Raw genomic sequence first — 6,041 nt, 5'->3', positions numbered from 1 at the left:
CTCGACCTCGAGGTGTTAGCGCGGCATTCTGATGGATGTCCACGGGACCCTCCTGTCATGGATTGCTTGGTCGGCAAACTCAGCATCCATTGGATGGGTTCCGTGGACAACCTGTTGAGAGATCACAGCTAGGGAAACTCTGCACGATTCGATGACGTCTCTGCGGGACCTCCAAGGGCCCAGATGCAAGGCGCAGTCCGCCGAGAAGGGCCGTCGCCCTTTACAAGGGCTGCAACGCCGCAGATGGGGCCCTTGGAGGCCCGCCCGGACGGGGCTCGCGGGTTTGTCCGCACTCGGCGTTGCCGTCCCTCGACGGGCAATAAGCCCGCCTTCGGTCCGGCGCCTTGATTGCGAACAAACCCGCGAGCCAGAGATGCCATCGAATCGTGCAGAGTTTCCCCTGGTGACTCAGGTCGAGTCGCCGTCTTCCGGGGCCGCGCGCAAGGCAGCGACCGCACGGATGCGTTCCCGCCTCAGGGCCTCGCCGAGTGCCTTGCCGCGAATGCCCCGTTCGAGCAACGGCTGGGGCGAGACGGCCGCGACCGCGGCGCGCACCCGGCGCAGCCAGTCGCCCTCCGGGTAGTCGACCGATTCCTTGCCCGGTTTGCCGCGCGAGTCGGCGTGGCAGACGGTGAGGATGTCGTCGAAGCGTTCCGGGCGTCGCAGGGCGTCGAGCTCGTCGAGCAGGTCCACCAGCGTGGCATCCCGCATCTCCAGGGCCCGATGGATGCGACCGTGCTGGGCGGTGACGGTGATGGCCAGTTCGCGGACCGCCTTGGAGGTGCGCAGGCGTTCGCAGAGCGCCCGGGTCGGCTGGATGCCACGCCGTTCGTGGCCGATGTGACTCGGCCATTCCTCGCGCGGGGTCAGGGCCTTTCCCAGGTCGTGGCAGACGGCGGCGAAGCGCACCGCGACCGAGTCGCTCAGCCCGGCGGCGGCATCCAGCACCAGCAGGGTGTGGATGCCGGTGTCTACCTCCGGGTGGTATTCCTCGGGCTGTGGCACGCCGAACAGGGCCTCGACCTCGGGGAAGGTCGCGCCGAGGGCATCGACCTCGTGAAGCACCGCGAAGTAACGCGAGGGCCGCTCGGTGCCCAGGGCCTTGACGGTCTCGGCCCAGACGCGTTCCGGGACCAGGTCGGCAAGCTCGCCGCTGTGGCTCATCTCCCGCATCAGCGCGGCGGTGGCACCGTCGACCTCGAAGCCGTGTGCGCCCAGTTGCGCGGCGAAGCGCGCCACGCGCAGTACGCGCAGCGGGTCTTCGACGAAGGCCGGGCCGACGTGGCGCAGTCGGCGCGCCTCGAGATCGGCCTGACCGCCGAAGGGGTCCACCAGTTCGCCGTCCTCCCGCATCGCCATCGCGTTGATGGTCAGATCCCGCCGCGCGAGATCGTCCTCGAGCGTGACCTCGGGGGCGGCGTGGACGGCAAAGCCGTGGTAACCCCGGCCCTGCTTGCGCTCGGTGCGGGCCAGCGCGTACTCCTCACCGGTCTCGGGATGCAGGAACACGGGAAAATCGGCGCCGACCTGGCGAAACCCGCGTTCGAGCATTGCCTCGGGCGTGGCCCCCACCACGACCCAGTCGCGGTCGACGACCTCGCGACCGAGCAATCGATCGCGCACGGCGCCGCCGACGATGTAGCACTCGAGGTTGTCGGTGACCGAATCGGGCATCGTATCTCCGGGTGATTGAGTCGGGTGTGGGTGGCAAAAGCCTGCTTTATCATGACGGTTGGCGGCGGTAGACTACCGCCCGAACCAGTCACGTTGCGGACACAAAGTCATGAACGCGAACCCCTATCTTGAGGCATTGCAGAGCCAGTCGCCACGTTTCGAGTCCACGCTGCGCAGCATCGGGCTGGTCGCGGCGACCGAGGCGACGGTGCTGATCACCGGCGAGACCGGCACCGGCAAGGAACTGGCGGCCCGGGCCATCCACGCCGGCTCGCCGCGCGCCGCGCGTCCGCTGGTGACGGTCAACTGCGCCACCATTCCCGACGAGCTGGCCGAATCGACCCTGTTTGGCCATCGGCGTGGGGCGTTCACCGGGGCGCTCGCCGACCAGCCGGGCCTGGTCGACCAGGCCGATGGCGGCACGCTGTTTCTCGACGAGTTGGGCGAGTTGCCGTTGGCGTTGCAGGCCAAACTGCTGCGGCTTCTGGAGAGCGGCGAGACGCGCGCCGTGGGCGAGACCGGCACGCGCCGGGTCGACCTGCGCGTGGTGGCGGCGACTCATCGGGATCTCGCCGGCATGGTCGAGGCAGGCGAGTTCCGCGCCGACCTGTACTTCCGCCTGGCGGGCGTGCCGATCGAGCTGTTGCCGCTGCGGGATCGTCAGGGCGACGTCGACTGGCTGTTCGGCCGCTTTCTGGAGGAGAACGCGGCCCGCAACGGGGTGGCCTTGCCGCGGCTGACCGCGCGCGCCACCGGCGTGCTGCGGCGCTACCGCTGGCCGGGCAACGTCCGGGAGCTCAAGCAGCTCGCCGAGCGGCTGGTGATCTTCCACCCGGGTGGGGTCGTCGACGTCGAGGCATTGCCGCCGGCGATGCGCTCGGCGGCCCAGAGCGAGCACGGCGGACCGATCGCCCCCGGTTTCCTGCTGCCCGAGGGCGGCGTCGACCTGGAGGCCGTCGAGAGCGACCTGCTGCGCCAGGCCCTGGTCCAGAGCGGTGGCAACAAGTCGCGCGCCGCGCGCCTGCTCCATCTCAGTCGCGATACGTTTCTCTATCGCCTGAAGAAGTTTGCCATCGAATAGCGGCGCGGCTCATCGGGCCCTCAGCCCCGTGTCGGTGCATGCCGGCACGGGGCTTTTCGTTTGCGGTGCCGGCGTGCGCGGGGCGATCTCGGCAGCAAAAAAACGGCAGCCCATGGCTGCCGCAAGGCCACGCCGCGGCGTGACAGTCTGGAGAGAGCAAGGGATCAGAAGGTGGCGGTCAGGCGCGCCCAGACGGTGCGGCCCGGTTCGTTGATGCGCGCGGTCGGGTCGCCGAACACGCCGCTGTAGGCACGGTTGACGTGCTGGGCGTAGGTTCGGTCGAAGAGGTTGTCGATGCCGGCCTCGAGGCGCCAGTGGCGGTGGATGTCGTAGCCGGCAGTGAGGTCGAGCACGGCGTAGCCGGCGGTCTCGGAGGTGTCGAGTCCGCTTTGTTCATCGAGGGCCTCGGCGCGCGCGGCCCAGCGCAGGACCACGGCGCCGTCGAGGGCGCCTCGCTCGGCGTGCAGGCCGAGATTCCCCGACAACGGCGGGATCTGCGGCAAATCGCGGGAATCGCTGGTGTTGCGGCCACGCACGTAGCTGACCTGGGCCTGGGTCGCCAACCAGTCGGTCACCGCGTAGCTCAGGTCGAGCTCGCCGCCGTAAAGGCGCGCATCGACGTTGCGGAAACTCGTGGTCATCGGCATCAGGCCCGCGATCTGCCGATCCTGCAGGATGTAGTTGTCGACCTGGTCGACGTACAGGTTCGCGTTGGTAACGAGCCGCTCGCCTTGCCAGGACAGGCCGGTCTCGACCTGGTGATGGATCTCGGGTTCGAGGTCCGGGTTGCCCACCTTCATGAGGTTGCCGTTCATCAGCGTGCTGAGGTAGCGCTGGGTGAGGTTCGGGGCGACCGCGGTCCGGCTGATCCCCACGTGCCCCGCGAGATTGCCGGTGAACGTGTGGTGGTAGCGGAGCAGGGCGCTGATCGCCGAGTCGCTCTTCATCTCTCGGGCGGACCCGCGGATGGCGATCGGCACCATCGGGTGCGTCGCGATGCTCTTGTCGAGGCGCGAATCGATCTCGCTCTCGAAACGATCCACCCGCAGGCCGGCGCGCAGCGCATTGCGTGCATCCACTTGCCAGTCGCCTTCGACAAAGGCACCCATCTGGTCGGTCCGGCCTTCGGGCCATTGGCGGAACATCAGCATGTCGGTCATCCCATTGAACGCTTGGGCATCCTGTTCGACGCGCTGGAAATCGAGGCCGTAATCGAGCTCGACCTGGTGGATGCGGGAAGACGCGGTCAGGCGCGCGGTGGTGGTGTGCGATTCGGCCGGCGCTTCCATGGGCATCGGGGCGGTAAGCTCGCGCAGGCTGTAGTTGTCCATCAGGTGATCGACATTCGCGCGCGAGACCTCGAGCCGCAGGGCATCGACCGGACCCTCGAGATCGCCGAGACGGCCGTCGAGGCGATAGATGGTGGCGTTGTCGAACACCGAATCCATGCCGGAACCGGCGTAGCGGGTATCGAGCATCCGGTTGCGATCGATGGACACCTCGATACCGGTCGCCTCCGACACGCGGTAGCCGCCGATGATCGTGCCGCTGCGCTGCTTGAACGACGAGGGCACTTCGTTGCCGTCACCGTCCTCGTAGTTCTCGCCGTTGCCGATCTGGCCGATCACGCGGCCGTAGGCGTTGCCGTCGCTGAGTAGCACGTCCGCGCTGGTCTGGTCGGCCAGGCCGTTGCTGCTGGTGGCAAAACCGAGGCGTGACTGCATGCCGGCCTCGGCGGCACGCTCGACGGTGTTGCGGGTGAGCTCGATGCGGCCGCCGCTGCCGCCCGGGCCCCGGGTGAGGGAGGTCACCCCCTTGTGTACCTCGACGGCATCAAAGCCGGCCAGATTGCCGAAGCTCGTCGGCGGGTCCATGCGGTTGGGGCAGGCGTTGGCGATGCCCGCGCCGTCGAGGAGCACATTGAGCTGGTGTTCCCGTTGCCCGCGAATGATCGGATCGAGCCCGTGCCCCGACATCCTGCCGGCCTCCACCCCGCTGATCTCGCGCAGTGTTTCGGCCAGGTCGGCCCTGGGCGCGGTTTCCTCGCCCGTCAGGGTGGTCGGTTCATCGATCGCCGGCGGTTCGGCGGCGGTGATCAGGATCGTCTCCAGGCCCTCGGCCTCAGCGGCCTGGCAAGTGGTCATCAGGCCGGCGAGGATCGAGGCGCGCAGCAGGGTGGGTCGATGCAGGGGGCGGCAGACGGTCATGCGGTGGTCATCCCTCGATGGTTCGTTATACGTCACGATTGGTTCCCCTCTGGTTTGCAGAAACCGGGCCATCGATAACCCATTGATTTGTCGTTGTCCGAGGGAGGCAATCCGTGGCAGGTGGCCCATGCGGTGCGGCAAATGCCGCGGTGTGGCGAGGCCGGTAATCGAGAAGGGCCGTGGTTTGTGCCAGAATCGCGGGCCTGTTTACCCGCTTAACCTGATGTAAGGAGTCGCCCATGGAAATTCGGCAGGATCGGCGCTACGGCGAAACCCACGAGTGGTACACCGTCGAGGACGACGTAATCACCGTGGGCGTGACCGAGCAGGGTCAGGAGATGCTGGGCGACGTGGTGTTCGCCGACCTGCCGGACGTCGGGCAGGCGGTTTCCGAGGGCGCGCCTTGCGCCACGCTCGAGTCGGTCAAGGCGGCATCGGACGTGCTTTGCCCGGTCGATGGCGAGGTGCTCGAGATCAACGAGGCACTCGAGGACAGTCCCGAACTGATCAACGACGATCCGCTCGACGAGGGCTGGATCCTCAAGATCCGCATGGAGGGCGAACCGGCCGACTGGATGAGCCCCGACGAGTACGGGCGCATGCTCGAGGCGACCGACTGACCGCGGCGGTGCGTTTCACCGACTGGCCGCCACGGATGAAAGACAGGCTCGATACCAAGCCGGAGAGAGGCCGATGGCATCCGAACAGAATTACGGGCTCCGGCGCGTGTGGTTTGCGTTGCGCTATTCCCTGCAAGGGTTACGCGCGGCATGGCACAAGGAGGAGGCGTTCCGTCAGGAGATCGTGGTGGCGCTGGGGGCCGTGCCGGCGGCGTGGTTCCTCGGCGACACCGCGCTCGAGCGCGCGCTGCTGATCGCGGTCGTGCTGCAGGTGCTGATGGTCGAGCTGATCAACACCGGAATCGAGGCGGTGGTCGATCGTATCGGACACGATCCGCACAAGCTGTCCGGACGCGCCAAGGACGTCGGCTCGGCGGCCGTGTTGATGGCGATCGTGATCGCCGCCGTGGTCTGGGGCGTGTTGTTGTTCGACTGACGTGGTCCCGGGCCCGAGGAGGC

Annotated in this window: 5 protein-coding genes; 3 read left to right on the top strand and 2 right to left on the bottom strand. The window is 67.7% G+C overall.

Annotated features, from left to right (window positions below):
• Positions 1–408: 408 nt before the first annotated feature.
• Positions 409–1,674, bottom strand: coding sequence for a multifunctional CCA addition/repair protein (locus FAZ79_RS05255; RefSeq protein WP_136866925.1), 1,266 nt, complete (start codon positions 1,672–1,674; stop codon positions 409–411).
• A 109-nt stretch (positions 1,675–1,783) separates the two neighbouring features.
• Here FAZ79_RS05255 and FAZ79_RS05250 point away from each other — a divergent pair, with 109 nt between their 5' ends.
• Positions 1,784–2,755, top strand: a complete 972-nt coding sequence (locus tag FAZ79_RS05250; protein WP_136866924.1) for a sigma-54 dependent transcriptional regulator — start codon at positions 1,784–1,786, stop codon at positions 2,753–2,755.
• A gap of 164 nt (positions 2,756–2,919) precedes the next feature.
• Here the strand turns inward: FAZ79_RS05250 and FAZ79_RS05245 are convergent, their stop codons facing one another.
• Positions 2,920–4,962 carry a TonB-dependent receptor gene (locus FAZ79_RS05245; RefSeq protein WP_169303594.1) on the bottom strand — a complete coding sequence of 681 codons (2,043 nt, stop codon included), beginning with the start codon at positions 4,960–4,962 and terminating at the stop codon, positions 2,920–2,922.
• A gap of 239 nt (positions 4,963–5,201) precedes the next feature.
• Here FAZ79_RS05245 and gcvH point away from each other — a divergent pair, with 239 nt between their 5' ends.
• Both gcvH and FAZ79_RS05235 read left to right on the top strand, forming a co-directional pair.
• Complete coding sequence (gene gcvH, locus FAZ79_RS05240) at positions 5,202–5,582, top strand: glycine cleavage system protein GcvH (RefSeq protein WP_136866922.1); 381 nt, start codon at positions 5,202–5,204, stop codon at positions 5,580–5,582.
• 73 nt (positions 5,583–5,655) lie between these two features.
• The gene (locus FAZ79_RS05235; protein ID WP_136866921.1) at positions 5,656–6,018 is read left to right on the top strand and encodes a diacylglycerol kinase; all 363 of its coding nucleotides are present in this window, start codon (positions 5,656–5,658) and stop codon (positions 6,016–6,018) included.
• Positions 6,019–6,041: the final 23 nt, after the last annotated feature.

Origin of the sequence: Guyparkeria sp. SB14A (assembly GCF_005096345.1) — a bacterium.
Taxonomy (GTDB): Bacteria; Pseudomonadota; Gammaproteobacteria; order Halothiobacillales; family Halothiobacillaceae; genus Guyparkeria; species Guyparkeria hydrothermalis.
The sequence above is the reverse complement of the archived record's forward strand: the minus strand, read 5'-3'. Positions and strand labels throughout refer to the sequence as shown.